The 26,669-nt window shown below is 51.3% G+C and carries 25 protein-coding genes; 10 read left to right on the plus strand and 15 right to left on the minus strand.

Annotated features, from left to right (window positions below):
* Positions 1-11: 11 nt before the first annotated feature.
* From OGY83_RS20875 to OGY83_RS20885, 3 genes are read left to right on the plus strand one after another with little or no spacing between them, the layout of a single operon-like run.
* Positions 12-1,688 carry a diguanylate cyclase gene (locus tag OGY83_RS20875; protein WP_286636830.1) on the plus strand — a complete coding sequence of 559 codons (1,677 nt, stop codon included), beginning with the start codon at positions 12-14 and terminating at the stop codon, positions 1,686-1,688.
* An 11-nt stretch (positions 1,689-1,699) separates the two neighbouring features.
* Positions 1,700-2,224, plus strand: a complete 525-nt coding sequence (locus OGY83_RS20880; protein ID WP_286636831.1) for a chemotaxis protein CheW — start codon at positions 1,700-1,702, stop codon at positions 2,222-2,224.
* Positions 2,208-2,567: a hypothetical protein gene (locus OGY83_RS20885; RefSeq protein WP_194211299.1), complete on the plus strand. Its 360-nt coding sequence runs from the start codon at positions 2,208-2,210 to the stop codon at positions 2,565-2,567. The genes OGY83_RS20880 and OGY83_RS20885 overlap by 17 nt, the downstream gene beginning before the upstream one ends.
* A gap of 59 nt (positions 2,568-2,626) precedes the next feature.
* Here OGY83_RS20885 and OGY83_RS20890 read toward each other — a convergent pair whose 3' ends face one another.
* From OGY83_RS20890 to OGY83_RS20925, 8 genes are all read right to left on the minus strand, one after another.
* Positions 2,627-4,249, minus strand: coding sequence for a serine hydrolase (locus OGY83_RS20890; RefSeq protein WP_286636832.1), 1,623 nt, complete (start codon positions 4,247-4,249; stop codon positions 2,627-2,629).
* A gap of 94 nt (positions 4,250-4,343) precedes the next feature.
* A complete protein-coding gene (locus OGY83_RS20895; protein WP_079938753.1) occupies positions 4,344-5,066 on the minus strand; it encodes a cysteine hydrolase family protein in 723 nt (240 codons plus the stop codon).
* A 163-nt stretch (positions 5,067-5,229) separates the two neighbouring features.
* Positions 5,230-6,081, minus strand: coding sequence for an iron/manganese ABC transporter permease subunit SitD (gene sitD / locus OGY83_RS20900; protein ID WP_123268070.1), 852 nt, complete (start codon positions 6,079-6,081; stop codon positions 5,230-5,232).
* Positions 6,078-6,935 carry an iron/manganese ABC transporter permease subunit SitC gene (gene sitC / locus OGY83_RS20905; protein WP_123268071.1) on the minus strand — a complete coding sequence of 286 codons (858 nt, stop codon included), beginning with the start codon at positions 6,933-6,935 and terminating at the stop codon, positions 6,078-6,080. Before sitC ends, sitD begins: the two co-directional genes overlap by 4 nt.
* 2 nt (positions 6,936-6,937) lie before the next feature.
* Entirely contained in the window at positions 6,938-7,753 is an 816-nt protein-coding gene (gene sitB, locus OGY83_RS20910; protein ID WP_003825870.1) for an iron/manganese ABC transporter ATP-binding protein SitB, read from the minus strand.
* The gene (locus OGY83_RS20915) at positions 7,750-8,667 is read right to left on the minus strand and encodes a metal ABC transporter substrate-binding protein (protein ID WP_286636833.1); all 918 of its coding nucleotides are present in this window, start codon (positions 8,665-8,667) and stop codon (positions 7,750-7,752) included. The genes sitB and OGY83_RS20915 overlap by 4 nt, the downstream gene beginning before the upstream one ends.
* A 182-nt stretch (positions 8,668-8,849) precedes the next feature.
* On the minus strand, positions 8,850-9,623 hold the full coding sequence (locus OGY83_RS20920; protein ID WP_079938756.1) for an SGNH/GDSL hydrolase family protein: 774 nt from the start codon (positions 9,621-9,623) through the stop codon (positions 8,850-8,852).
* A 10-nt stretch (positions 9,624-9,633) separates the two neighbouring features.
* A complete protein-coding gene (locus OGY83_RS20925) occupies positions 9,634-10,674 on the minus strand; it encodes a porin (RefSeq protein ID WP_032944758.1) in 1,041 nt (346 codons plus the stop codon).
* A 406-nt stretch (positions 10,675-11,080) separates the two neighbouring features.
* Between OGY83_RS20925 and OGY83_RS20930 the strand changes: the two genes are divergently transcribed.
* Complete coding sequence (locus OGY83_RS20930; protein ID WP_286636834.1) at positions 11,081-12,451, plus strand: class-II fumarase/aspartase family protein; 1,371 nt, start codon at positions 11,081-11,083, stop codon at positions 12,449-12,451.
* A gap of 46 nt (positions 12,452-12,497) precedes the next feature.
* Here OGY83_RS20930 and OGY83_RS20935 read toward each other — a convergent pair whose 3' ends face one another.
* Positions 12,498-13,391, minus strand: coding sequence for a MurR/RpiR family transcriptional regulator (locus tag OGY83_RS20935; protein ID WP_079938758.1), 894 nt, complete (start codon positions 13,389-13,391; stop codon positions 12,498-12,500).
* Between the two features lie 353 nt (positions 13,392-13,744).
* Here OGY83_RS20935 and dcuC point away from each other — a divergent pair, with 353 nt between their 5' ends.
* The 3 genes from dcuC to OGY83_RS20950 all read left to right on the plus strand — a co-directional run bounded on the left by dcuC (position 13,745) and on the right by OGY83_RS20950 (position 17,289).
* Positions 13,745-15,112: a C4-dicarboxylate transporter DcuC gene (dcuC, locus tag OGY83_RS20940; RefSeq protein WP_003825883.1), complete on the plus strand. Its 1,368-nt coding sequence runs from the start codon at positions 13,745-13,747 to the stop codon at positions 15,110-15,112.
* Positions 15,113-15,163: 51 nt separating this feature from the next.
* The gene (locus OGY83_RS20945) at positions 15,164-16,858 is read left to right on the plus strand and encodes an NAD-dependent malic enzyme (RefSeq protein WP_123268075.1); all 1,695 of its coding nucleotides are present in this window, start codon (positions 15,164-15,166) and stop codon (positions 16,856-16,858) included.
* Positions 16,859-16,944: 86 nt separating this feature from the next.
* On the plus strand, positions 16,945-17,289 hold the full coding sequence (locus OGY83_RS20950) for a nitrous oxide-stimulated promoter family protein (protein WP_003825888.1): 345 nt from the start codon (positions 16,945-16,947) through the stop codon (positions 17,287-17,289).
* A 104-nt stretch (positions 17,290-17,393) separates the two neighbouring features.
* Here OGY83_RS20950 and flhA read toward each other — a convergent pair whose 3' ends face one another.
* The 6 genes from flhA to hypA all read right to left on the minus strand — a co-directional run bounded on the left by flhA (position 17,394) and on the right by hypA (position 23,432).
* Entirely contained in the window at positions 17,394-19,472 is a 2,079-nt protein-coding gene (gene flhA, locus OGY83_RS20955; protein ID WP_032944751.1) for a formate hydrogenlyase transcriptional activator FlhA, read from the minus strand.
* A gap of 220 nt (positions 19,473-19,692) precedes the next feature.
* Positions 19,693-20,703, minus strand: coding sequence for a hydrogenase expression/formation protein HypE (gene hypE / locus OGY83_RS20960; protein ID WP_048225272.1), 1,011 nt, complete (start codon positions 20,701-20,703; stop codon positions 19,693-19,695).
* On the minus strand, positions 20,700-21,821 hold the full coding sequence (hypD, locus tag OGY83_RS20965; protein ID WP_038633106.1) for a hydrogenase formation protein HypD: 1,122 nt from the start codon (positions 21,819-21,821) through the stop codon (positions 20,700-20,702). Before hypD ends, hypE begins: the two co-directional genes overlap by 4 nt.
* The gene (hypC, locus tag OGY83_RS20970) at positions 21,822-22,094 is read right to left on the minus strand and encodes a hydrogenase 3 maturation protein HypC (protein ID WP_003037411.1); all 273 of its coding nucleotides are present in this window, start codon (positions 22,092-22,094) and stop codon (positions 21,822-21,824) included.
* Positions 22,085-22,957 (minus strand): hydrogenase nickel incorporation protein HypB, encoded by an 873-nt coding sequence (gene hypB, locus OGY83_RS20975; protein ID WP_286636835.1) that lies wholly within the window; start codon positions 22,955-22,957, stop codon positions 22,085-22,087. Before hypB ends, hypC begins: the two co-directional genes overlap by 10 nt.
* Before the next feature lie 103 nt (positions 22,958-23,060).
* A complete protein-coding gene (gene hypA, locus OGY83_RS20980) occupies positions 23,061-23,432 on the minus strand; it encodes a hydrogenase maturation nickel metallochaperone HypA (protein ID WP_003037406.1) in 372 nt (123 codons plus the stop codon).
* Positions 23,433-23,630: 198 nt separating this feature from the next.
* Between hypA and hycA the strand changes: the two genes are divergently transcribed.
* The 3 genes from hycA to hycC all read left to right on the plus strand — a co-directional run bounded on the left by hycA (position 23,631) and on the right by hycC (position 26,667).
* The gene (gene hycA, locus OGY83_RS20985; protein WP_008785633.1) at positions 23,631-24,089 is read left to right on the plus strand and encodes a formate hydrogenlyase regulator HycA; all 459 of its coding nucleotides are present in this window, start codon (positions 23,631-23,633) and stop codon (positions 24,087-24,089) included.
* A gap of 143 nt (positions 24,090-24,232) precedes the next feature.
* Entirely contained in the window at positions 24,233-24,844 is a 612-nt protein-coding gene (gene hycB, locus OGY83_RS20990) for a formate hydrogenlyase subunit HycB (RefSeq protein WP_005130602.1), read from the plus strand.
* Positions 24,841-26,667, plus strand: coding sequence for a formate hydrogenlyase subunit 3 (gene hycC, locus OGY83_RS20995; RefSeq protein WP_286636836.1), 1,827 nt, complete (start codon positions 24,841-24,843; stop codon positions 26,665-26,667). Before hycB ends, hycC begins: the two co-directional genes overlap by 4 nt.
* The last annotated feature ends 2 nt before the right edge of the window (positions 26,668-26,669 follow it).

Genomic DNA, 26,669 nt, shown 5'->3' on the forward strand with positions numbered 1-26,669 from the left:
CTACGTGTTTGATGAAACAAGAAAATAAGCATATAGCGATGGCGGCTGCGCAGGAAAAAATAGCGCGTTTGCGGCAGGGGTTTCTACGCCGAATTCCCGACATGCTGGCACAAGCGGAAAGATTACTCGTTCAACTGGTCGCAGAACCTAGCGAAGCCTGTCGCAAACAGCTACATATTCTGCTGCACAGTATTCACGGTTCGGCAGGGTCCTTTGGCTTTAGCCCGCTGGCAAATGCCTCAGCAGAAGGTGAGCGTTTACTAACAGAGCCGGAAGCAGAGCAAAGCACATTACATTACGATGAGCTACGGCGAATCATCAGGTGGTTGTACACCCTGACCCAGGAGCAGCTCAATCTTGAACATCGTATCAGCGATACGGAGTTCACATTACCGATCGCCGCGCAGCGCCCGGAAGAGGGATACGTTCGGCGGGCCAGCAAGCCTATCTACCTGTGTGATGATGATATTGACCAGGTCGAGCTGCTCGCGACCCAACTGCGCTGTTTCGGCTTTACCTGCCATGTGTTCGCGAACACGCAGGATTTCACTCAGGCCGTATTGTCGCAACCGCCTGCCGTGGTGATTATGGATGTTAGCTTTCCGGACAACGCCTACGGTGGACCGCTGGCGATGTCGGATCTGAAACAAAAAGTGGGCAAACCTTTCCCGGTGCTGTTCCTCTCGTGCCATAGCGATTTTAATGCCCGCATCAACGCCATCAAATCCGGCTGCGATGGCTACTACGTAAAACCTGCGTCTATCACCGATTTAGTCCAGGAACTTCATCGCCTGACCCAACCGTCGCTGAAAAAGCCTTACCAGGTATTGTTGATCGATGACGAACCCGCGGTGGCGGAATACAACGCGGAGATGCTGCGCATGGCGGGCATGGAAGTGCATGTGCTCGAAAAACCTCACTATCTGCTGCATGTACTGAATGCGCAGCCGATCGATCTGGTGTTGATGGATTACCACATGCCGGAGTTCAGCGGTGAGGAACTGACAAAACTGATTCGCCAAATACCGCAGCATATTGGCCTGCCTATCGCCTATCTCTCCAGCGAGACCAACAAGCATGCACAGTTGGGAGCAATGAGCATTGGCGCGGAGGATTTTATCCTCAAACAGAGCGATCCTGAGGAGCTGATCCGCGCCGTATCGATCCGCGCGGAAAGAATGCGCGTCCTGCGTGCCCGCATGTCGCAGGACAGCCTGAGCGGGTTATATAACCACTCAACGACTACCCATTTTCTCAAAAGCGCGATTGCCGAGTCGAACTACAGCGGCAACCCGTTTTGTATGGTGATGGTGGACCTGGATCGCTTCAAAAGCGTTAACGATACCTACGGTCATGCGGTCGGCGATCAGGTGATCGTCGGTATTTCGCAGCTATTTTCTCACCGCTTACGCAGCACTGATATCGTTGGCCGTTATGGTGGTGAAGAGTTTGTCATCATTATGCCCAACACCAGCAGTGACAAGGCCGCGCGCGTGGTCGAACGATTGCGCAGGGATTACGAGCAGGTCACGTTTTCCGTTAACGACGCCAGTTTTCACAGCACCTTCAGCGCGGGCATTGCCCAGTGGCAGTTTGGCGATCGGATTGAAACGCTGCGCGAACGTGCCGATCAGGCACTGTATGCCGCGAAGCAAAATGGCCGTAACACTTTCTGCATTGCCGAGTAAAAGGAGTCAATATGAGCCAACAGCTGGAGCAGATTCTTGCGCTGAACCATGGTGAAAAGCCGGAGTGTGAAAACGTTGATGAACCCCAGCGTACGCTGGTGTTATTTCAACTGGCGGGTAAAAATTTTGCCTTCTATGGGGCGCAAGTTAAAGAGATCCTTGCAGAGCGCCCGATCTCCTGGGTTCCCTGCTGCGCGCCAATGCTTGAAGGGGTCATCAACTATCGTGGACGGGTGGAATCGGTGATGAGACTGGACAGCCTGATCGATAATCCTATCGTCAATTCGGCAGGTAAGCGCACTATTCTGATTGGTTGCGCAGAGAAAATGCAAAGTGGGATCCTGATAGATAAACTGATTGATGTGTTGGAAGTCGCCGAAAGCCAGATTCATTTGCCAGGAGATTCATTGCCCCCGGCGTTACAAAGCATCGCTGTGGGTGTCGTTAACGTGATGGAAACCTGGTACACGTTGCTCGATCTGAATCTGGTCTTTGAGCGTTATCAGGAGACCAGCGGTTATGACGGCTCCCACTAATCTGGCGGCGGTACGTATTACTTTGGGAGCACTAACATTGTATATACCGGCAAACCAGGTGGGTGTGTGCGCGTTAGTGACTCAGGTTATGCCTGAAATCCCCCGATTTAGCCAGTGGCTGGGGATTGCCGACGAGCCGCAAGAGGGCTGGCATTTGCATTTGCGCGTCCCCGACAGTGGCGTTGAAACCGGCTGGTACCTATGGGGACAACTAGAGAATGTGGTGCTCTCCAGCGACATTATTTTTGCCGTACCGCCGCTTCTGGCGCGTAACTGTCATCTGCCTGCGCTTCGTGCCCTGGTGGGCCGCGAGGCGTTTAGCCCGTTATTAAGCTGGCGCTGACACGCTGCGGGAGCTTTAACGGTCCCGCAGCATGAAAAGGCTGGGAGTGCTATATCCAGTTACTGGATATAAGCATCGACAGCCCGACTGACCAGCTTAGTCATAAAGTTGTCAATTTTATCAATGGTCTGCTTGTCCTGAAGATCGTAGGTTTTTGCTACGTCATCCAGGTTTTCATAACCGACCCAAACTCGGCCGATCTTATCCTGCCATACGGAGACACGTAACGGCAGATCCAGCGCCACACCCTGTTTATCCTGCATCAGTTTTGTGCCGACTTTAGGGTTACCAAATACCAGGACCTTCGTAGGCCTGAGGTTCATTCCCGCGCCCTCGGCATTTTTCTCGTGATCAATTTCGGCGAATACCGGAACGCCTTCGCTTTTCAGAATGGCTTTCAGTCGGGAGACCGTCTCATCAACAGAGAATTTACTTTCCTGGTTTTTGATCTTCTCTGAATTTAACCCAGAACCCAGCCCGATTTTATAGGCTTCAGCGATATCACGAGCCACCTGAGTCATGTCTACACCTTCTTTGTTGGTCAGCATTGTCACGCAAACCAGTTCATCACCGGCGGTAAAGCGGCTCAGATAGGCACTAAATCCACCTGTGGTTCCTTTGATTTCCAGAAAACCAGGATGGCGGGTAAATTCCCAGCCGGCCATGGCAGGCACGACTTTGCCGTTTTTCAGTTTTGCCGGGCTATAGATAATGTCGCGCAGCTTTTTATCTTTAACCAGCGTACTGCCGGCAAGACCGATATCCCACTTACTGATGTCTTCCGCTGACGACCACAGACCACCGTAGGCGTACAGATTATCAGTGGCGATTGCGCTGACAGGCGCCAGTTTGTCACCCGCTGCGACGTATCCTGTTGCAGGCTCAACAGGGTTGATCCAGTCAATTTCTGACTTAAATTTCGAATGCTGATTGTGCTGCTTATCAGGCGTCGGGCGATCAAGGAATGCTTTCGTTGGCATGTCTTTTGCGAACATGGTGCTTTGCAGACCTAACGGCGTAATTTGGTATTTGTTGACGAAGTCTACGTAACTCATTCCGCTGACTTTCTCGATAGCCATACCTAACAGGATAAAGTCAGTTGCGCTGGAGTTGATATCCGTACCGTTTTTAAATTCGAGCGGTTTATCTTTAACAAGATCAACCAGCTGCGCAGGTGTATATTTTTGCTCTTGTTTATAGCCGAAAGATCTGAAATCAGGGATCCCGGATGAGTGCTGCATTAATTCCAGAATCGTAATGTTATGCCAGCTTTCCGGCAGGCCAGGCAAATAGATGCTCACAGGGGTATTAAGATCCAATTTGCCTTGCTCTACCAGTTGCATTACTGCTACTGCAGTAAAAGCCTGCGTGATAGGGCCAATTCCCCACATGGTTTTGGTGGAAGCAAGCTCATCATTGGCTGCCGTAGACAGACCGTATCCCGCTGAACGCGGAATATAAGGCGCCTGAACAATCGCCATGGATAAACCCGGAAGATTATTTTTCGCCATTACCTCAGCAATGATCTGATCGATATATTTGCCATTGACCTTTAATTGAGGATCACCACGGTTAACTAAGTAAGTTGTCTCATTTGTTTTGGCAGCGGCTAACACCTGAGTAGCTGAAACTGACATGGAAAGTAAAATACATGCCGAAATAACCTTTAACTTAAGATTCATGGAAAAGCTCCGCGCTTAATGAAATTTATTTTGATGGCTAATGGATTAGCGATGTTGTACATACAATTACCCTCGGTAACCGTACTCATAGCTATTACTTAGCTGCTGCCTTTACCTTTTCAACCGTGGTGTCGGTGTCCCATAAATCATTGGCAATGATGCGGTAGTTGGTTAGAGCTGCGAGATAACCGTCACCTTCCGGAATGCGCGGACCGGCCGTCGCATCTTTAACGACGACAACTTCAAAACCTTGTTCAATCAATTCACGCATATGGGATTCAATACACAGATTGGCAGCCATACCGGCGAGAATGACCTGTGAGACACCGCGTTTTCTTAATTGCAGTACCAGGTCATTAGTTTCTGGTCCGAAAATCTTATGCGGTGAGGCAATAACCGTTTCGCCATCATAAATATATGGCTTAAATTGAGGTAAAAAGTCTGCACCGGAATTTTCAAAATCATCCATCGTCAGTGGACCTGTACGATTGAACATTCCAGTGCCGTGCATAAATGTTTCTCCCGGCGCGGTAGAGTGCCATTTATGGTCGTGCGGAAAGTAATAATGCGGAGAAATAAAAACAGGAATTTGTACTTCTTTTGCTAGTTTAAACAGTGTTTCGAGATTTTCCACAGTATTATTTTCAATAATGCTATCTTTGAAAACCTCCCAACCAATACCCTGAGGGCTTAAAAAATCGATCTGTGGATCGACTACCACCAACGCAGCTTCCTTATTATTAAGTGTTATACCTTTGCGTGGTAAGCCATAGGCCTCTGGTTCAGAATAGATTTCTGACATTCTCATCTTGCTCATAAAATTTACCTGTATTTATATCTAATGTGATAGTGACTATCTGATTATTAAATAGCGCTGGTAAATATGGCATGGTTTCAGAACGGGGCATTTGTTCAGAACGCTGGGAATATTGTCATTACGTATTCTAATAACGATAGTGGGCATATCACTGCCCACTCCGTTAGAGGTCGTATTGCTGGCGTCGCCGTTCTAAACGGCGATCGCGCAGGGTGGAATAAATAAAGGTCATCACAAACAGTAGTGAAAATAGTACAACGATGGTGGGGGCCGGTGCACTGTCGATGAAAAAAGACAGGTACACGCCCATAAACGAGGTAACGACCGACATCATCACCGCCAGCCACAAGGCGTGGGAAAATTTCCGCGTCATTAAAATCGCAATGGCGCCAGGCGCAATCAGTAAGGAGATCGACAAAATAATCCCTACTGATTTTAGCGTGGCGACAATCGTCAGGGCGATCATGCACAGCAGGCCGTAATGCAGCAGTGCGGTGTTAAGCCCGCTGGCCTTTGCCTGATGTGGGTCGAACGCATGCAGCAACAGATCTTTCCACTTAAGCCCAATAATAAGCGCTATCCCAAGCGTAATAACTGCGGTTTGTATGATGTCGCTGAACGATACACCCAGCATGTCGCCGAACAGAATATGATCGAGGTGGACCTCTGACTGGATAGAGACGTACAGCACCAGCCCCGCGCCAAACATGCCGGAAAAGACAATCCCCATCAGGGTATCGCGTTTGATGCGGCTGTTATCGTCGAGATAACCCGTCGCCACCGCACAGAATAGCCCGGCGATAAACGCGCCAATTGCCAACGGGATGCCCGCAATCCACGCCAGCACAATTCCCGGGAAAACCGCGTGGCTCATAGCATCGCCCATCAACGCCCAGCCTTTGAGTACTAAAAATACCGACAGCAGCGCGCAGGGTACGGCGACAATGGTGGAGATGACCAGCGCATTGACCATAAAGCTAAACTGAAAGGGTTCCAGCAGCGTTGTTAAGATCATACTTGCTCCTTGTTCACCAGACGGGCGCGGCGGCGATTTGCCAGCAGACCGTGTTTTGGTGCGAAGACAAATGCCAGCAGGAACAGCAGCGTTTGCATAACGACAATAATTCCGCCGGTTGCACCGTCCAGCCAGTAGCTCAGCCAGGCGCCGAAAAAGCTGGTCAGGCTGCCGATAGCGACGGCGATGGTGAGCAGGCGTGGGAAACGATCGGTCAGCAGCCAGGCCGTCGCTCCGGGCGTAACCACCAGGCAAATCACCAGAAATGCGCCGACGGTTTGCAGTGCGGCTACCGTGGAAACGGAGAGCAGCGTAAAAAATAATAGCTTCAACCGGCCCGGATTCAGACCGATAGAGCGCGCGTGGTTTTCATCAAAAAAAACCACCATCAGATCTTTCCACTTCAAAAACAGGATGGTTAGCGAAATAACCCCGATGATGGCCAGTTGCAGAATATCTTCTGGCGCAATCGCCAGCACGTTGCCGAGAATAATGGTCTGAATGTTCACCGACATCGGATTGAGCGACACCATAAACAGCCCGATACCGAAAAAAGACGAAAAAATCAGTCCGATAATCGCATCTTCTTTCAGACGTGAACGCTGATTGAGAAACAGCATGCTGCCCGCCGCCAGTCCGCCGGAAAGAAATGCGCCAAGCGCGAAGGGAAGCCCTAACATATAGGCTCCGGCCACGCCTGGAACGATAGAGTGCGACAGCGCATCGCCAATCAGCGACCAGCCTTTGAGCATCAGATAGCAGGAGAGAAACGCACACAGGCCACCGACCATCGCCGAGACCCACATGGCGTTGAGCATGTACTGGTAGCCAAACGGCTCCGTTAGCCAGTTCATGGTTATTCCCCCTCGTTTGCCGTGCGTCGCGAAATAAACGGGCGTTCATCATCGGTAATCACGTGCTGTTCACCGCCGCTCAGCGCAACATGACGCAGCACGCCGCTGAATGCCAGTTCGAGATTCTCGGGGGTAAAGGTGGTTTCGGTTGGTCCACTTGCCAGCACCGTGCCCTTAATCATCACTGTGTAATCACAAAACTCGGTGACGGATCCCAAATTATGGGTAGAGACCAGCATGGTTCGACCCTCATCACGCAGTTCACGCAGCAGGTCGATGATCCGGGCCTCGGTTTTTACATCCACGCCGGTGAAGGGTTCATCCAGTAAAATAACCTGTCCGTCCTGTGCGATGGCCCTTGCCAGAAAAACACGCTTTTTCTGCCCACCGGACAGTTCACCTATCTGACGATGGCGATAGTCCAGCATATCAACCCGCGCCAGTGCCGCATCCACGCAGGCGTGGTCAATTTGTTTTGGTCGACGCAGCCAGCCCATATGGCCAAAGCGTCCCATCATCACCACATCTTCCACCAGTACCGGAAACGACCAGTCCACCTCTTCTGACTGAGGAACATAGGCAATCAGATTCTGTTTAAGCGCCTTATTAACCGGCTGTTGCAGAATTGAGATTTCCCCCTGCGCCAGGCGGACAAACCCCATCAGCGCTTTAAAAAGCGTTGATTTTCCCGAACCGTTTACGCCGACCAGAGCGGCAATTGAGCCGCCCGGAACCTGAAAAGTGGCGTCCCGCAATGCGGTATGACCGTTGCGATACGTCACCGTAACCTGATTTACGGTAATCGCAGAGTGACTCATGGTTGGCTCTCCAGACCCTTGTTGATGCCGTTAACAATGGTTTGCGTGGTGACGCGCAGTAAATCCAGATAGGTAGGCACCGGACCATCGGCAGCGCTGAGCGAATCGACATACAGCACGCCGCCGTAATACGCGCCAGACTCACGGGCAACCTGACGCGCTGGTTTGTCGGACACGGTGCTTTCGCTAAATACCGTTGGGATATGATGCTCTCTGATCGCATCGATCACCTTGCGTACCTGCTTGGGTGTGCCTTGCTGATCAGCATTGATCGGCCACAGATACAGCTCCTTGAGATTGTTATCACGAGCTAAATAAGAGAATGCGCCTTCGCTGGTGACAAGCCAGCGTTTATCAGCAGGGAGTTTTGCCAGTTCTGTATGCAGTGGCGCCAGGGTCTGCTGGATTTTCGCTTTATAATTCTGTGCATTTTTCTGGTAGGTTGCGGCATTGTCCGGATCGTATTTGATCAGCGCATCGCGAATATTATCCACATAGATAAGCGCGTTCTCCGCTGACATCCAGGCATGCGGGTTTGGTTTACCGTTATACGGCCCTTCGCTGATGCCCATTGGCTGCACGCCGTTTGAGACCATCACTTCCGGCACGCCGGACAAATTCTGGTAGAAGCGGGCAAACCATAGTTCGAGGTTAAGACCGTTGGAGAGAATAAGCTGCGCGCCTTGCGCCCGCTTAATATCGCCAGGAGTTGGTTGATATTCGTGAATTTCAGCCCCCGGTTTGGTGATAGAACTAACGTCCGCCGCGTCACCTGCCACATTGCTTGCCATATCGGCAATCACCGTAAAGGTGGTTACCACTTTGAATTTTTCTTTCGCCCAGGCGGGTGACAGCGTCAGCGCTGTTAACGCGCTGGCAAGGAGAAATGACTTCAGATGGGGCAGATGCGGCATAGTATCCCTCACAACAAAGTGGTTAATTTATCATCAAATATAGCCTTTGCTATGTTATATAGCACATGGCATAAACAAATGAAAATAATTCTTATTTGCGTAGGGTGCTAAGGAATAAATGGGGGATAATGTGTTTCACGCCGGTACGATTGCCGGCGTGAAGGGGATGAATAACCCGGTGATTATGACTTTTGGAACTCAGTGACGGTTTCCCATGCTACCTGTTGTAACGCTTTGGCGGTGGCAGGGGTCATGTCTGTATCAACAGGAAGCGCGCCGCCGACCGGAGACTGGTTATACAGGGTGGCGAAGAATACGCAGGCGGCGAGATACGTTCCAGAAATAGAAGGGTGGACACCATCATGATAATACAGATTGATTTCCGGATGGGTCTTGCGCGCTTTCTCGAAAGCAAGACCTACCGGAGCCACATATCCCCCCGTTTTCTGCGCAATCGAGATATAAGCGTCCGCCAGTTTTTGGCTGTCTTCGGGTTTAGCTTTTTTCGGCCAGGTCATGAAATAGACGACTTTTGCACCCGCTTTATGTGCCATGTCGGCCATTTGGGTGGCAGAGTCAACGAAGTTTTGTCGGGTGCTTTCTTTCTTTGAAATCGTTTCTGTGGAGTTTCCCTGTAGCACCACCACATCCCATTTCTGTAACGTATTCTGGTAGCGCATATTCTCAATCTGCCAGCCTAAATGACCGCTGGAAATCGTGATCCCCCGATATTTATAGCCTTTGGCATGGTCAGGCAGTAAAGACTGCGTCAAATCCCGTAATCGGGTATTGATATTATTGTTATAGAACGTGAACGAGTTACCATAAAGCGCGACGATTTTATTCTCGCCATCCATTTTTGCATGTGCGGAAGGCGCTAATAACGTATCCGCGTGAGCGCAGATACTGCTCAGCGCCAGGGCCGTTGCTGTGGCAAGCAAAGTTATCTTTTTCATCGGTTATCTCTTAGAAATCATAACGAAGTCCAACGATGAGCGCATCATCATTGGTTTTTTTGTTCTTACTGGCGAATTCTTTATCGTAAGTAAATGATAACCACGTATCTTCAGCCAATGTTAATTGTGCTTCAGCACGCCAGTCTTCTTTTTCCGCAATATCTTTACCATCTTCATTTAAAAAACTATATCCGGTGAGAACCTTGACGGTGCCAAAATTGTAGGAAATGAGTGAATCCATCCCTTTATAATTATTGTCGCTTTTGTTATCGCGAGAAATAGAAGTACGCAATGCGGTTACCGCGACTTCATAGGCTTTATAGCTGAGTTGTAATCCTCCCATAATTTGATCGTTTTGATTACGCCCATCGGTGGTCACTACGCCATCCTGTCGTTTGTAACGACTGGCCGCGAGTGCTGGTGTAATTCTAAAATCACCAAATTTGAAAGACTTGCGATAGCTGGCCATCGCGCCGTAATCCAGGGCTTCGTTATCGCTGTTGCCATTACCGGAAACCCATGCCAACTGAATTTCATTTCCGGCAAATTTGGCGTTCCACTGAACGGTACCGTCCTGTCGGTTGAACTGGTACGAATCATCAATGGTTGTAATGCCATAGCTATAGATATTAGGGGTGAAATTTTTGTACTTATCGGTCATTTTCATAACCTGATACAACGGGTTTTTGGTTCTCCCGGTGATCAGTTCACCCCATGTTTTATTTGACAGACCGACATAGGAATAGCGGGCCTCCATATCGCTTTCACCGGTATTGTTATCATTTTTTTCGGTACGCACCTGCCATTCCAGGCGACCCACGATTTTGGTATCTGGCAGAAGATCCAGATCTCGGGTGAGGTAAATACCTACACGGCCACCCAGATCGCTTCGGCTTTCACTGCCAGCAAATGAATTCTGGCCACTCGCAATTTTACCCTCAACGCGGCCATAGATATCCAGAGTATTCCCATCCTTATTATAGACGTTTAAGGCGAACGCCGAGGAACTCATACCCATTAGTAATATTAGTGAATAGTTTTTTAGCTTCATGTCATCCCTCAAACCAGCATTAGTTTCCTGACCATAAAATAAAGTTCACAGCGGGGTGATTGTTTGTGGAAAAGGAATGTTAGCGGTATGGGAATTATTTTTTCTCGTGATGAAATGTGATTATTCACGCATAAATATCACTAATTCCACTGTTGTATTAATGGTTCTTATATTTAATACGCGTTTTTTATGAAATATTACGCCTACTTAAAATGTAATTCACAAATTACTGTGAAGTACATCGCACTTCTTCTTGGTGAAAAAACTGAAAATGGGAATGTTGTATTCTCATGGCCGTTTTTTGGGTGGGAATACTATTTTCCCCTATAATCTGGAAAACAGATCCTGCAAAATTGATTAATCACATTTTCGATTATGACGCATTCATTGGCCGGAGAGGCGCTGTATGTTCGGTAAGCAAACAACGGTATTTGATTCTGATCTTTATTCTTCATTGTTCACCCAAGGTCGGATGCGGGAAATATGGTCTGACGACAATCTGCTGCGATGTTGGTTGCGATTTGAGGCAACAGTCGCTCGCGTGCAAGGTGAGCTGGGGATTATCCCTACGCAAGCCGCCGTCGAAATTGAAAAAACGTGCAGGGAAATACGGATAGATTGGCCAGCCCTTGCACAGGAAACACAGACGGTTGGTATGGCGATAAAACCGCTGATCGATCAGATCTCTGCTTGCGGTACACCGTTAGTAAGTCAGTATCTGCACTGGGGATGTACTACCCAGGACCTGCTGGACTCTGGCATGGCGATGAGACAGCAACAAACGTTGCAGCTGCTGCGCGAGCAATTGCTCGATGTTGGCGAAGTGATGAAAGCGATGGCAATACGTCATACCCGAACGGTGATGGTTGCACGCACCAATTCGGTGGATGCCTCTGCGACAACATGGGGGTTGCATGTTTGCAGTTATCTGGCAGAGATTAACCGCCATCTGATAAGACTTCAGCAGCTGTACCCGCGAGCTGTAACCGGGCTCTTTGGCGGTGCGGTAGGTAATTTGGCCTCCGTAGGCGAGCAGGGAATGGAAACGCGTGAACGACTGATGTTGGCACTGGGTCTGAACGTACCCTGCGGCATTAATAATGCCAGCCAGGATGCGGTTGTTGAAGTTGTGCAGTTTTTTGCCCTTGTTCACGGCACGCTGTGTCGTCTGGCCAACGATGTCGAAACAATGGGACGCACGCCGATTGCTGAAGTGCTTGAGGGAGAAGGTGGTGGAGGGTCGAGCACGATGCCGCATAAGGTTAATCCGCGCGCCAGTAACATGATGCAAACGCTGGCAAGGATGGGATGGATGTATGCGTCTGGCGCCCCAGCAATGCTGGATCAACAGGATGTGCGAGCCGCCTCAATGAGGGTATTAAACTGGACAATCCTCCCGGAGGCCTCAAATGCTTTATCGACCAGCCTGACACGCGCAAAGAATCTGCTTTCGCATCTCATCATTAATGAAGAGAAGATGCGTGCTAATTTCGATTGCTCGAAGCACTTTATTATGTCGGAATCACTGACGATGAAACTTGCCGCCAAAATCGGCAGAGAGTCCGCCTATAACTTAGTGAAAAACCTGCTAAAGCATGCAACTGGAGAGCACAGCTTCATGGAGATCGTGCAGGCTAGCCCGGAAATCCGCGCATCATTGTCTGTAGAGGAAATTACCGCCGCCTGCGAGCCGCTGTCATATATCGGGGCTAACGACGCGCTAATCGCTGAAACTTTAGCTGAGTTCGATCGCGTGAAAACGGTAGAGATTGCCTGATTTGTCTTGCTGCCGGGAGGGGTAACTCTCCTGGCGGCTGGCGGTGCTAAGTGTTGTGTGCTGATGCAGAAAACGTTTCGAAAAAGACAAATAATTCCTCCAGTTGTGCAAAATTCCCCTCGTTATCTCCCTTCTCATAAGCCAGATGTAATATGAGTTCGATAAAAAAGAAGCCGAGTATACGGCTTTGAAAAATGGACTGTACGTCGCTGGGAAGAACAAACTGCAGATCGCAGAATTTACCGTAAGGGTTCGCTTCTGAGTTGGTAACCAGTACCACGACGGCATTCTTTTTTCTGAACCACTTTGCAATATTGAGGGCAACCCGATTAAATCGATAGTATGAGAACACAATCAGGACATCCTCTTCCTCAATATTGATGAGACATTTGGGGAGTTCGCTGATGTCCGTCGGTAACAGTGTGATGTCACTGCGAAAGTACTTTAGCAGTGTACAAAAATGCGTCGCCATTGCATGAGAAGATGAAGGGCCGACGACATAAATATGACGCTGATTGTTCAGTACCAGATCGATAAACGCATTAAGACTTTCAATATCGATATTATTTTTAAATTGATTAAATAATTCTGATACTTTATGGGTGAAATCAGTAACGATAGTTTCAGTTGTGATGCAAGGATTGTTACGTAGTTTGATGTTTTTCTCAAAAGGTGCAGATATTTTATTTTTTGACAGAGTAATGTCTAATGCTTTGCGGAAAGCAGCATAACCCGTAAACCCAATTTTATTTAAAAATCGGCCAATGGTTGCTTTACTTACCATCGCGTTTTGTGAGAGGTCAACAATGCCATGATAGGGAAGTTCATTGAAGTGTTTATTAATATACTCATTAAGTCGACACTCAGATTCAGTCAGATCACCCATATTAAGAGTAAGTGAGTTATACTCATCCAGACTTAATGTGTTTTTTTTGTACATGGATAACACCCGATGGCTGTTGTATATCAACGTTGTTATAGGGTAATACGCTTTCGACGTCAATCATAGAATGAATATGTTGGAAACCCGTATCCAGCCTTCTTTGGAAGGTGCGACTATATTCAGATGAGTTGCGATCTTACTCACAAAAAGGGGTGGGAAAACACCTTTCCCGTATTTTACAACCACACAACCCATTACAATTAAATCTCAATATTTGAGTATGTAATACGATAAATTTACGGACATATTATTGCTGCTTATATATGGGTGTGGTTTTTTACAATCCTACATAAGCTATGATGATATGACGGGTAACCCTACCAGATTTGTATGGCATAGGAATTGTTATTATGACGGCGTTTATTATAGCAATAGTGATAACAGTTATTGCTGCATGGTTAATTGTGAAAAATTATCAGCCGCAAACTGTTTTATTACTCGCTGGACTGGCATTATTGACCATTACCGTACTGTTTTATCCTGAAAACAGTATTCTCTATGATAAAGCGAAATCCACTGGGTCAACCTGGTTGGATATCTTTAGCTTTGCAAAAGAATCGCTTACCACACAAATTGCTGGTATTGGTCTTATCATCATGGCTGCGGGTGGATTTGCCAGCTATATGGATCACATTAAAGCGTCGAATGCGATGGTCAATATGTGCATTCGTCCGCTGCAGGTAATTAAAGCGCCTTATCTGATCCTCGCACTGGGGTATATCTGCGCACAGCTTCTGCATGTGGCAATTTCAAGTGCGGCGGGACTGGCGATGTTGCTGCTGGTGACATTCTTCCCGGTTCTGGTTCGTCTGGGGGTCAGTAAAGCCTCTGCGGCCGCGATGATTGGTCTGTGCGCGTTTATGGATCTAGGGCCCGCGGTAGGTACGGCGAATCTGGCGGCTAAACATGCTGGCATGGAAAGCGCTATCTACTTTGCCCATTACCAGATGCCGGTGGCGGTGGTGGTGATGCTGGCCGTGGCAGTGGTGATTTACTTTACCGCGAAGTATTTCGACAAAAAAGATGGCTTCGTACCGGGGGCGCAAAGCGTGGCGCAAGCGGAAGAAGAAGGCCGAAAGGTACCCGCTATTTACGCGCTGTTACCCGTCCTGCCTGTCGTACTGGTGCTGGTCTTTAGCCCTTTGGTTATCAAGTCCATCAAAATAGACGTGGTCACGGCGATGATCCTTGGCGCTGTCGTCGCATTTTTCTTTGAACTGGTGGCTACCCGAGATTTCAAAAGCTGCTGCAAAGGGATACAGGTCTTTTTCAAAGGAATGGGTAGCATGTTTACCAGCATCGTTTCCTTGCTGGTGTGTGCGGATATCTATGCCCAGGGGCTGCAGAAAATTGGCGCGGTGGACTACCTGTTACAGTCTGTGCAAAACGCAGGACTGGGCTTTACCAGCATGACCCTGGTGATGACCGCGTTGGTGGGCGTAACCGCCGTCCTGACGGGCTCTGGCGTTGCCGCCTTTTTCTCCTTCTCCGGCCTGGCCCCCTCCATTGCGGCAAAATTTGGTGAGAGCGCCGTCAATATGATCCTGCCTATGCAGTTAATGGCGGGAATGGGGCGCTCAATGTCCCCAGTGGCTGGAATCATTATTGCGGTGAGTAAAGCAGGAGAATGTTCACCGTTTATGATCGTCAGAAGAACGCTGCTTCCAGCGCTGGCCGGTATCGCGGCGATGCTGGTTGCCAACTATGTCCTGATTTGAATCCCGAGAGCCTGCTAATGCAGGCTCTTATTTTTTATCTGGTTGTAATTTATGGATGGCAACGTGACAAACGATGTTTTATACGTCCCGTTTACGGGGAAGTTACTGCTTGAATCTCCGTTATTAAACAAGGGAAGCAGCTTCACGCAGCAAGAAAGGCATGACTTTAACCTGAGTGGGCTACTGCCTTGCGCCATTGAGAATATTGATGAACAAGCCGAACGGGCGTATCAACAATATCTTGAGGCTGAATCCCACAACGCTCGACATATTTACCTGCGTAATATCCAGGATACTAACGAAACGTTATTTTATTACCTGTTGAAAAAGCACCTTCCAGAGATGCTGCCTATCGTTTATACCCCGGTAGTCGGGGCCGCCTGTGAAAAATTCTCGTGGATTTATCGTCGTGCACGCGGTGTCTTTATCTCCTGGCCCGATCGCGATCGTATTGACGATATTTTGCATGATATTCCGCGGCACGATATCAAGGTCATCGTCGTCACCGATGGTGAGCGCATTCTGGGGCTGGGCGACCAGGGCGTTGGCGGTATGGGGATTCCTATCGGGAAACTTTCTCTCTATACCGTCTGTGGCGGGGTAAATCCGGCGAATACGCTACCTATTTTACTGGATGTCGGCACGAATAATGCGCGACTGCTGGACGATCCGCGCTATATCGGCTGGCGTCATCCGCGCATAACTGGTGAAGACTATTTCGCATTTATTGGAATGTTTATTGCTGCCGTAAAACGGCGCTGGCCTAACGTTCTGCTGCAGTTTGAAGATTTTGCCCAGCATACCGCGGTGCCGCTGCTGGACCGTTATCGCGATGAGCTGTGCTGTTTTAACGATGATATTCAGGGCACGGCGTCGGTGGCTCTGGCGACTCTGGTTGCTGCCTGCCGGGGCAGCGGTCGTGACTTCCGTCAGCAATCAATCGTGATTGTGGGGGCGGGGGCTGCAGGATGTGGGATCGCCCGGCATATTATTGCCTGCCGTATCAGTGAAGGAATGAGCGAGGCCGAAGCCAGACGGACCATTTTTATGGTGGATCGCGACGGTCTGGTGATGACCACCAATAATGCTTTAGCTGATTTCCAGCAGCCGCTGGCGCAGTCTCCCGAGGCCGTATCTGATTGGCAGTATGAGGGGCTGGCACCGTCATTATTGGAGGTGATCCACAATGCCAAACCCACGGTGATGCTGGGGGTGTCGGGTCAGGCTGGATTGTTCTCGCAGGAGGTCATTAGCACGATGTACCAATACTGCGAGCGCCCGATCGTTATGCCGTTGTCGAATCCCACTTCGAGAATGGAAGCGCGACCAGAAGATATCATTCGCTGGACCGAGGGGCAGGCCATCATCGCGACCGGCAGTCCCTGCGGTGTGATTGAATTTAATGGACGCTCCATTCCGGTGGCGCAGTGCAATAACGTGTATGTTTTCCCGGCCATCGGTCTGGGGGCTATCGCCAGCGGCGCGACACGCGTAACAGAGGCTATGCTGATGGCGGCAAGCCGTGCGCTGGCCGATGCTTCCCCGTTGGTGCGTAACGGGGAAGGCGCTCTGTTGCCGGAGATTGGGACAATCTGCGAGGTGACCCGCAGCATTGCCTTTGAGGTGGGTAAGGCGGCACAGCAGTCGGGCGTGGCAGAGAAGATGAGCGACGACGCGCTGTTGCAAAGCATCAAAGATAACTTTTGGTTACCGCACTACCGTCCTTATAAACGCAGGGCAATTTAGCCGTTGTGACGAGTAAGCGGTACTCGGGTCTTGGTTGCCTTCATGATTAAGGTGTATTATTTATGCAACTTAACTATGGAGGCATCATGTCCGGCAAACGTATTGCACGTGAAAAAATGACGATCCAGAGAATGATTTCGCTCTATGAGAGCCAGTGCCCGCAGGCTTCAGACGAACCGGGGCATTACGATGCGTTGTTTGCCTATGCGCAAAAGCGTCTGGACAAGTGCGTGTTTGGTGAGGAAAAACCGGCCTGTAAACAGTGCCCGGTACACTGTTATCAGCCGGCTAAACGCGAAGAGATGAAGCAAATCATGCGTTGGGCTGGGCCGAGAATGCTCTGGCGTCACCCGATCCTGACCGTACGTCACCTGATTGATGACAAACGTCCGGTGCCGGAGTTACCCGAAAAGTACCAGCGGAAGAAGTAAGTAGCAATTCTTTGCTGCCGGATGGCGGCTGCGCCTTATCCGGCCTACAAATACAAACGCACCAGTGGGTAGGCCCGATAAGCAAAGCGCCATCGGGCGAACCGTTAAACCAGCGCATCCTTATCAATACCCAATCGCTTCATGCGTGAGAGTAACGTTGTACGTTTCAGCCCCAGCCTTTGTGCCGCGCCTTTGGGACCGGCAACCACACCGTTGGTTTCTTTCAATACGCGCATAATCAACTGGTATTCATCTTCGCCGTCCTGCGCGACTTCGGTTGCCACCGGAGGCGTAGACGGCGTCAAAGGGGCAATATCCGGAAGGGACAGTTGCAGTACGTTGCCCCGGGTGAGCAGAACCGCACGTTCTACCACGTTTTCCAGCTCACGCACGTTACCCGGCCATTCCATACAGCTCAGCGTGCGCAGAGCCTCGGCAGGAATACTGTCGATATTGCGTCCCATCCGACGAGCAATTTTAAAGGTGAAGGCTTTTACCAGCAGCGGAATATCTTCCGGGCGCTCACGCAGCGGCGGCAGATGGATCGGGAAGACGTTCAGCCGGTAGTACAGATCGTTACGAAATTCGCGATCGGCAACCATCTTCTTCAGATCGCGGTTGGTAGCGGCGATCAGGCGCACGTCGGTCTGGATCAGCTTATTACTGCCCAGGCGTTCAAACTCCTGCTCTTGCAGTACGCGCAGTAGCTTAGGCTGAAGCTCCAGCGGCATATCGCCAACTTCATCGAGGAACAGCGAACTTTTATCTGCCAGCTCGAAACGACCAATCCGCTGCGTGCTGGCACCGGTAAATGCGCCACGCTCATGACCGAAAAGATCGCTTTCCAGTAATCCGGCAGGCATTGCCGCGCAGTTCATTTTCACCATCCGACGGGCGTTACGTCCGCTCAGGTTGTGAATAGCCCGTGCGATCAGCTCTTTACCTGTTCCGGTCTCACCCAGAATCAAGACGGTGCTGTCGCTTTGCGCCACCATTTCGACCTGCTTGAGTACGCTGTACATCGCTTCGCTGCGACCGATGATTTCACCGAACTCACTCTCTACGTTGTTGAGTTGTTCAGTCAACGCCAGGTTTTCATCGACCAGACGTTCCTTCAGGCGGTGAATCTCCTGGTAGGCAAGCGCGTTATCCACGGCAATTGCCACACGCTCGGCGATTTGGCGCAATAGCTTGAGGTTGGCGGTAGTGAACACTTTCTCTTCGCACTGTGCCAGCTTGAGTACGCCGAGCATTGTATTGCCGGACATCAACGGTAGCAGGCACAGGGTTTGTAACTGGTTGCCCCAGGTTTCGAACAGCATGCGTTCGTAAGGGGCAAGGATGTCACGCTCGCTCAGGTTAATCAGCAGCATCTCTTTGCTTTTGAAGACCCGTTCAGAGAGCGTGCCCGCTTCGTCCACTTCACTCTGTTCGTGTGCCGGATGATGTTCATCCAGATAGTGAGTGGAATAGATACTGAGTTTATTTTTGCGATCGCTGCGTAACACGATACTGATGGCATCGATGTCGAAGTAGTGGTGGATCTCTTTGGCGACTTCGCTGACCAGCTCATCAATATCCAGCCGGGAGAGCACGGCATTGGTGATGGCGACCAGGATACGAAAGTTGTCACGCTCACGACACAGCAGATCGTAATCGACGTTGTTGCTGACTCTGCTTTGAATTTGTTCAGCAACGACGCCGACTATCTGAGTGAAGGTCTGTAGACGGTTATATTCTTTTTCACTCCACGGACGATCTTCGTTACGGATGAATTCGCAACCGCCAAAGATGCGCCCATCTGCCGCCAGCGGCAGCAGGCAGTAGTGGCCAAATTCAGAATACAGTCCACCTGAAGCCAACTGTGGCCAGGTTTCCGTGAACTCATGATAGTTGCAGTGCAACGCATCGGGGCGAGACAAAATACGGCGTACCGGACCATGTGCCAGCACCGTTTCGTCTTCATAATCGATGGGTTTACCATTTTCACGCGTTGCAAAATAACGCGCACGTTGCGTTTGTGCCTGCCATAAGACAATAGCCGCGCAGTCGGCGAGCGCTGAACGCTTGACCAGCTGCGAAAGCGCCTCACTAAGAGACGGGAGATCGGGCTGCTGTAATAATGTACGAGTAATATCGAACAGGCCTTGCTGTCCGAGGTCACTCATCGGTGTATACGACATATTGCTTTTCCAGGGAAAGCACCGCAGAACGGTGCGAAAACGGTAAATGAATTATAGGTATAAGTCGTAAATTATTGCCGGATGGCCTGCCACTGAATTAGCCTGGATATACAATCTGTTGGCCCAATCAGCAAAGCGGTATCAGGCGATAATGCAGCATTAACGCCGGATATCGACGCAAATGCGTCTTATCCGGCTACAGCATGCTGCCAACCGGCTGCTAGCATATACGAGGTAATGGTTCGGCGTGTGGTAAATCGAGGGTTCGTTTCACGCCGTAGAGTCCGGCAAGACGAACACCTTTGCGTTCGACCACTTCACCAATCATTGCGGCATCGCAGCCTAACGGATGCGCGCGCAGCGCGGCAAGTACGGTTTCAGCGGCCTGGCGTTCAACGGCAATCACCAGTTTGCCTTCGTTAGCAAAGTTGAGCGCATCCAGACCCAGCAGCTCGCAAACGCCACGCACCGCTGGCTTCACGGGCAGGGCTGCTTCAGACAGCTCAATACCAAATCCGCATGAAGCAGCAAATTCATGCGTTACCGCATTCACACCGCCGCGAGTAGCATCACGCAGCGCCTTCACGCCAGGAATATCACGCAGCGTCTGGATAAGCGGCGTTAATACCGCACAGTCGCTGACCAGTTCACCATCAAGACCCAATTGCTCGCGTAGGTTAAGGATGGTTGCGCCGTGATCGCCAAGCGAACCGCTGACCAGCAGCACATCACCCACGCCGAGAGTCTGTGCGCCCCAGTGAATGTTGGCGGGAATAGCCCCCATTCCGGCAGTGTTAATGAACAGCTTGTCTGCAGCACCACGCTGCACGACTTTGGTATCGCCGGTCACGATGGCGATGCCTGCTTCGCGCGCGGTTGCCGCCATGCTGTTAACAACGGTTTTCAGCGTTTCCATCGGCAGACCCTCTTCGAGGATAAAACCGCAGGAGAGGTAGCGCGGAATTGCCCCGCTGACCGCCACATCGTTAGCCGTACCACAGATGGCCAGCTTGCCGATATTGCCGCCGGGGAAGAACAACGGATCGATAACGTAGCTGTCGGTTGAAAACGCCAGACGGTCGCCTTCTGCCACCAGTTGTGCCAGTTCCAGACGCGCCTGATCTTCTTGTTCCGCCAGCCACGGATTCGCGAAAGCTTCCATAAACAGACTGTTGATCAACTGCTGCATAGCCTGACCGCCGCTACCGTGGGCGAGTTGTACGCTGCTCATGCTTCACACTCCTGCTGACGATACTGGTACCAGGCGGCACATGCGCCTTCTGAGGAGACCATCAGGGCGCCAAACGCGGTCTCCGGGTTACACGTTTTGCCAAATAACGGGCACTGATGTGGTTTACATCTGCCCGTCAGCACTTCCCCACAACGCGCGCGCGGATCGTCATACACCTGCTGCGGCGCTGGCTGGAAATGTGCTTCGGCATCAAAGCGCTGATAGTCCGGCGTCAGGTGAACGCCAGAGGATTCGATAACGCCCAGACCGCGCCATTCGCTGTCGCCATTGACGCAGAACACCTCGGCAATGGCCTGTTGCGCTAACGCGTTACCGGCATCCGGTACCACGCGGCGGTACTGGTTTTCTACCTGGCTTTGGGCTGCAATTTTCTGCTCAATTAACATCACCACGCCCTGCAGCAAATCGAGCGGTTCAAAACCGGCGACCACTAACGGACGATGGAAATCTGAAGCAATGAAGTTATAGGCGTCGGTGCCAATTACCATGCTGACGTGGCCCGGCGCTAAAAAGGCGTCGATACCGTTGTCCGGCTGTTCCAGCAGGCTTCGCAGCGTAGGGATAAGCGTGATGTGCTGGCAGAAAAAGTAAAAGTTCTGCACGTCACGCTGCTTTGCCTGTTGCAGGGTGATAGCGGTCGTTGGCATTGTGGTTTCAAAACCCAGACCAAAGAACACCACCTTACGCGTTGGGTTTTCCTGCGCCAGTTTCAGTGCATCCATCGGTGAATAGACAATGCGGATATCCGCACCGCGCGCCTTGGCTTGCAGCAGGGAGCCTTGCTTACCCGGGACGCGCATCGCATCGCCAAAGGTGCAGAAAATCACTTCTGGATGGCTGGCGATTTCTACACAGCTGTCGATTCTACCCATCGGCAGAACGCAAACCGGGCAACCCGGACCATGAATAAATTCCACGTTTTCCGGTAACAACTGGTCGAGGCCGAATTTGAAGATAGCGTGGGTATGACCACCACAAACTTCCATGATGCGCAGCGGACGTTCCGCCGTGTAGGGGAGGAGTGCTGCGCGTTCACGCAGGTGCTCTATCAACTGCATCACCTGCTCTGGTGCGCGGTATTCGTCAACAAAACGCATTTATTTTTCCTCGCCGTACAGCAACGCGCCGACATCCGGCTCAACGTCAAACATGTTTTGCAGCGCGTCGAGCGTATCGCGCGCTTCAGCTTCATTAATGATGCTCATGGCAAAACCGACGTGGACCAGTACCCACTGGCCGAGGCGCGGTTGACCATGTTCATCACAGCTACCGACCAGCGTCAGGTCGACATCGCGCTGAATACCGCAAACGTCGACTTTGGCCTGGTTGCCATCAATGGTGCGGATTTGACCCGGAACACCTATGCACATCGCTGCATCTCCAGCCAGGAGAGCCATTGATCCATCCCTTCACCACTGGTGGCAGAAATCAGGATAATCTCAATTCCTGGGTTCACTTCCCGGGCGCTGGCGATGCATTTTTCAACGTCAAAATTGAGGTACGGCAGCAGATCCACTTTGTTGAGCAGCATCAGCGATGCGGCGGCAAACATATGCGGGTATTTCAGCGGTTTGTCTTCACCTTCGGTTACTGAAAGCACCGCCACTTTATGGCGCTCGCCGAGGTCGAAGCTGGCCGGGCAGACCAGGTTACCGACGTTTTCAATAAACAGAATACCGTTGTCATCAAGCGGCAAACGCGGCGCGGCGTCAGCGATCATTTGCGCGTCAAGGTGGCAACCTTTACCGGTGTTCACCTGGATGGCGGGGGTGCCTGTGGCGCGAATACGGGCGGCATCGTTCACCGTCTGCTGGTCACCTTCAATAACGGCGCACGGCACGCTATCTTTCAGCTTCATCAGCGTTTCGGTCAGCAGCGTAGTTTTACCGGAGCCCGGGCTTGAAACAAGATTCAGCACCAGATGCTGACGGGCCGCAAAGCGGGCACGGTTGCGCTCGGCGAGGCGGTTGTTTTTGTCCAGTACGTCAATTTCCACTTCCAGCATACGGCGTTGGCTCATACCTGGTGCGTGGGTTCCTGCCTCACCGTGACCGTAGTGCAAATCGCCTTCTTCGGTCTGGCTCGGTGTGAAATTTGAGGTCTTCACACCGGTAATATTCAGCGCCGGACGAGCCGCCGGGGCAAATGGCGCGCTGCGAAACGCCGAGTGGGGATTATGCTCATCACCCTCTATATATAGGTTGCCTTCTGCGCAACCACATGTCGTACACATCGCTCACTCCTGATCTTTTTACTTGCGATACATCTGTTGCCGGATGGCTGCGTTGCCTTATCCGGCCTACAAACGAGCTGTTTCTGTAGGCTGGATAAGACGCTTAAGCGTCACCATCCGGCGCTGGAGTCTGATCTATTTCAATACGTCGAATCTGTAAGCCGTCATCGGCCACAATTCTCAGCATATCGCTGTTGCATTGCGGACATCGGCGCACGCGTTGCGTCAGTAACGTGACGTATTGCTGACAAGATTCGCACCAACATTCGGCTTCTTGTTCTTCGAGGTGGAGTTTACAACCTTCTGCAAGGGTCCCGCGGCATACCAGATCAAAACAAAAGGAGAGAGCGCTGGTTTCTACGCAAGAAAATGCGCCAATTTTGAGCCAGACCCCAGTTACTCGCTGAGCACCGTGTTGCGTGGCCTGTTGTTCAATCAATTCCAGTGCCCGTTGGCAGAGGGTTATTTCGTGCATACCGCCTCCTGTGAAGTTGCCGTATTAAAAGCAATAAGCATGCCAGGTTGAATTTTTTCATTCGTGACAATGACGACGATGACGAAATGACATGTCGTCACCTGCCTTTGATTTTTTATCTATATGAAAATTAAGTAATTTAATTTTGGCATGAAATGTGCTTAAGGCTGTTCATCTCTGCTAAACGGGTAACCTGACATGACTATTTGGGAAATAAGCGAAAAAGCCGATTACATCGCTGAACGGCATCGTCGCCTACAGGACCAGTGGCGTATTTACTGCAACTCGCTGGTTCAGGGGATCACCCTGTCAAAAGCGCGTTTGCATCATGCGATGAGCTGCGCACCGGACAAGGATCTCTGCTTCGTCCTTTTTGAACACTTCACTATTTACGTCACGCTGGCGGACGGCTTCAACAGCCATACCATCGAATACTACGTTGAAACGAAAGACGGTGATGATAAGCAACTGATTGCACAGGCTGAATTGACTATCGACGGTAAGGTCGATGAGCGTATTAGCAACCGCGATCGCGAGCAGGTGCTGGAGCACTATCTCGAAAAAATCGCCACCGTTTACGACAGCCTGTACACCGCGGTTGAGAACAATATGCCGGTGAATTTAAGCCAGCTGGTTGAGGGACATAGCCCGGCTTAAGCCTCGGGTGCTGCCCACTTTGTCATGATGCTGCATACATATTGCGTCACGACGTTTTAGGGAATGGGCATGTCGAAAAATGTCGAAATGACATTTGGTAGACATGTTTTCGTCAAAAATGACTATCACCTGAGGAATGCCTGGTGAATCGTTTTGTAATTGCTGACTCCACTCTTTGTATTGGCTGCCACACCTGTGAAGCCGCCTGCTCAGAGACACATCGCCAGCATGGCCTGCAGTCAATGCCGCGCCTGAAAGTGATGTTAAATGAAAAAGAATCCGCACCGCAGCTTTGCCACCAGTGTGAAGATGCGCCTTGCGCCACCGTATGTCCGGTTAATGCCATTAACCGTGTTGACGGTGCCGTACAGCTGAACGAAAGCCTGTGCGTAAGCTGCAAACTGTGCGGGATCGCTTGTCCGTTTGGCGCGATAGAGTTTTCCGGTAGCCGTCCGCTACACATTCCGGCAAATGCCAATACGCCAAAAGCCCCCCCGGCTCCGCCAGCGCCTGCTCGCGTAAGCACACTACTGGACTGGGTTCCCGGCGTTCGTGCTATCGCGGTGAAATGCGATCTGTGTAGTTTTGACGAGCAAGGTCCGGCCTGCGTGCGCATGTGTCCGACCAAAGCCCTGCACCTGGTGAGCAACATGGATATCGCCCGCGCCAGCAAACGTAAGCGTGAGCTGACTTTCAATACCGATTTCGGCGATCTCACCTTGTTTCAGCAGGCTCAGAGTGGAGATGCAAAATGAGCGCAATTTCACTGATTAACAGCGGCGTGGCCTGGTTTACAGCCGCTGCGGTTCTGGCATTTCTGTTTTCATTTCATAAATCGCTGAGCGGCTGGATTGCTGGGGTTGGCGGTGCAGTCGGCAGCCTGTGTACGGCAGCCGCTGGTTTTACCGTTCTGACTAATGCGCTGGCGATTAGCGGCGTGATGCCGTTTATCGGCCACAGTCTGCAAGTGACGCCGCTGAACGCTATCTGGCTGATTACGCTGGGCCTGTGTGGCCTGTTTGTCAGCCTGTACAACATTGACTGGCATCGTCATCCGCAGGTGAAAGCTAACGGCCTGCTGGTGAATCTGCTGATGGCCGCGGCGGTATGTGCAGTGGTTGCCAGCAACCTCGGTACGCTGGTGGTGATGGCTGAAATCATGGCGCTGTGTGCCGTGTTCCTCACCGGATGCAGTAAAGAGGGCAAGCTGTGGTTTGCGCTGGGACGTATTGGTACGCTGCTGCTGGCTATTGCCTGCTATCTGGTGTGGCAGCGTTACGGCACCCTGGAGTTGCGTCTGCTTGACCTGCGTACTCAGGAATTGCCGCTTGGCTCTGACATCTGGCTGTTGGGCGTGGCGGGTTTTGGCCTGCTTGCCGGGATCATTCCGCTGCACGGTTGGGTGCCACAGGCACACGCCAATGCCAGCGCACCGGCTGCGACGCTGTTCTCTACCGTCGTCATGAAGGTTGGTCTGCTGGGTATTCTCTCCCTGTCGTTGCTGGGCGGTAACGCGCCGCTGTGGTGGGGGATTACGCTGCTGGTGCTGGGCATGATCACCGCGTTTGTTGGCGGTCTGTATGCGCTGATGGAACACAATATCCAGCGCCTGCTGGCGTACCACACGCTGGAAAACATCGGCATTATTTTGCTGGGGCTGGGCGCTGGCGTGACCGGAATATCCCTGAATCAACCTGCGCTGATCGCGCTGGGTTTGACCGGCGGTCTGTACCACCTGGTAAACCACAGCCTGTTCAAAAGCGTTCTGTTCCTGGGTGCTGGCAGTATCTGGTTCCGTACCGGTCATCGTGATATCGAAAAACTGGGCGGTATCGGTAAACGTATGCCGGTTATCTCTCTGGCGATGCTGGTTGGACTGATGGCGATGGCCGCACTGCCGCCGCTGAACGGTTTTGCCGGTGAGTGGGTTATCTACCAATCCTTCTTTAAGCTCGGCAATAGCGGCGTATTTGTCGGTAGCCTGTTAGGGCCGTTGCTGGCGGTAGGGCTGGCAATTACCGGCGCGCTGGCAGTGATGTGTATGGCGAAAGTTTATGGCGTTACGTTCCTTGGCGCACCGCGCACGAAGGAAGCTGAAAATGCCTGCTGCGCGCCAATCCTGATGGGGGTGAGCGTCGTCGCGCTGGCTATCTGCTGCGTGATTGGCGGCGTTGCTGCGCCGTGGCTGCTGCCAATGATCTCCTCTGCCGTTCCGCTGCCGTTGGAAACCGCGAACACCACCGTTTCTCAGCCAATGATCACGCTGCTGCTGATCGCGTGTCCGCTGCTACCGTTCATCATCATGGCCATTTTCAAAGGCAACCGTCTGCCGTCGCGTTCACGCGGTGCGGCGTGGGTGTGTGGTTACGATCACGAGCAGTCAATGGTGATTACCGCGCACGGTTTTGCCATGCCGGTGAAAGAAGCCTTTGCCCCAGTACTCAAACTGCGTAAATGGCTGAACCCGGTATCACTGGTTCCGGGCTGGCAGAATGCGGCTGCACCGGTGCTGTTCCGTCGCCTGGCGCTGATTGAGCTGGCGGTGCTGGTGGTGATTGTGGTTTCACGAGGAGCCTGAGA

The organism is Citrobacter sp. Cpo090, assembly GCF_030332665.1.
In the GTDB taxonomy this organism is placed as follows: domain Bacteria; phylum Pseudomonadota; class Gammaproteobacteria; order Enterobacterales; family Enterobacteriaceae; genus Citrobacter; species Citrobacter portucalensis.